Here is a 1,430-nt window from a genome sequence, read left to right as displayed (position 1 = left end):
CAATGCTGTTCACTTAAGCGGAGCCGCATTGCGATTTACCGGAAAACGGGTCTTTGATATCTTCACCGCCCTGGGTCTCGATGGCCTGGGGCGTTTTTCTATGAACATGACGCCTATGCAGCCCCGCAACTCCGCCAACCTCCGTGGCGTATGGGCTGGCGATAACGCGCCCGCCATCACTGCCATCTGGTTCGCGATGAACTGACAGGCAAACTTAAAGCTCACCTCATTGGGCGCTCGCTGATGGGCTACGGCGGCCTGGCTGGCCTCCCGCCTGACCAGATTGTATCCAAGCAGCAATCCCCACAGCTCCTGATAGACCAAGTCCACTTTCTTGCTTCTCAGCGTGATGGCGTTGTGCTGCATCGCGCTTTTGATATCCCGGTATCCCAGCTCGATTTCCCAGCGCTCGTGGTACAGGGTCGCCACCTGAGCTGCGCTGAATCGCGCCACGGGCAGGGAGGTAAAGACCGTTTTCTCCTTGCCTGCCACCTCATAGGTCACTGCGCGAACTTGCCAGTGTGTCGGCAACGCCGGGTTTTTCTTGCGAGCCTGAGGCGAGACCGTCATTTGCAACAGACGGTCACCGTCGCCATAGCGCTCAAGTTCCGTGTATACCAGCCCCTTGCGTTCCGGGATGAGCCAGTGACGGTCGGTGTCTTCGGCCTGAATACGCAGCAACAGGTCGGCACCGAAGAAGCCTTTATCCAGCAGGGTCACTGACTTGTCCGGCAATGAGTGAATGAACTCGCTGGCCAGGGGGATTTCCCCTTTGCGGTACGGGCTGATGGCCGCGTTGGCAATGACATGCGAGCGGACATTCATGAGCGTGACCAACCGCAGCATCGGGTAGGGTGTCTGCCGGTTGGTTGAGGTGTTACCCGAGCCGAAATGTGCTCTGAGTTCAGGCATATCCTGGGTTCGGAACAGGGCCCCATCGATGGCAAAGACCTGTAAACCGTGCCAATGGTCTTCAGGATAACGTTCCCGCCCCCACACATCGGCGCACTGTTTGAACAGCCACTCGAGCGGCTGTTTGCCGAGTCGCTGACGGGCCTGAGACAGGGCACTGTCCGCGAGCAAGGCATCATTGGCCAACCCTTCTGCACAGATGTTGAGGCGCCGAGCGACCTCGGAGATGGGCTCATTGCGGAAAAAGGCCATCCCCACGACGAGCCACAAGACCATATCAGAAGGTAAGCGGCGTCGGCGGATAGTGGCCTTTTCAGACAAGGCGGCAGCGGCAGTAATCCATTCGTCGGGAATATGGTCGGCAAAAATGGCCAGCCGAGCCAGCATGTCGCCAGATGCCTCAACAACATCGTTCAGATCGTTTGCAATAGACATAAAAAATCCGGAACCAGTGATTGGTTCCGGATTGTCCTACAGCAGAAGGATCGGTCAATGGATCCTTAACTGATCAGCATTGC

Annotated in this window: 1 protein-coding gene; it reads right to left on the bottom strand. The window is 57.3% G+C overall.

Annotated elements, in window-relative coordinates:
• Positions 1-9 precede the first annotated feature (9 nt).
• A complete protein-coding gene (locus VF684_RS20845; RefSeq protein WP_041205253.1) occupies positions 10-1,347 on the bottom strand; it encodes an IS4-like element ISAeme15 family transposase in 1,338 nt (445 codons plus the stop codon).
• Positions 1,348-1,430: the final 83 nt, after the last annotated feature.

It is taken from the genome of Aeromonas sp. Lyrl_2, from assembly GCF_051948815.1.
In the GTDB taxonomy this organism is placed as follows: Bacteria; Pseudomonadota; Gammaproteobacteria; order Enterobacterales; family Aeromonadaceae; genus Aeromonas; species Aeromonas veronii.
Note: the sequence above shows the minus strand (reverse complement) of the source record. Positions and strands in the feature narration are given on the sequence as shown.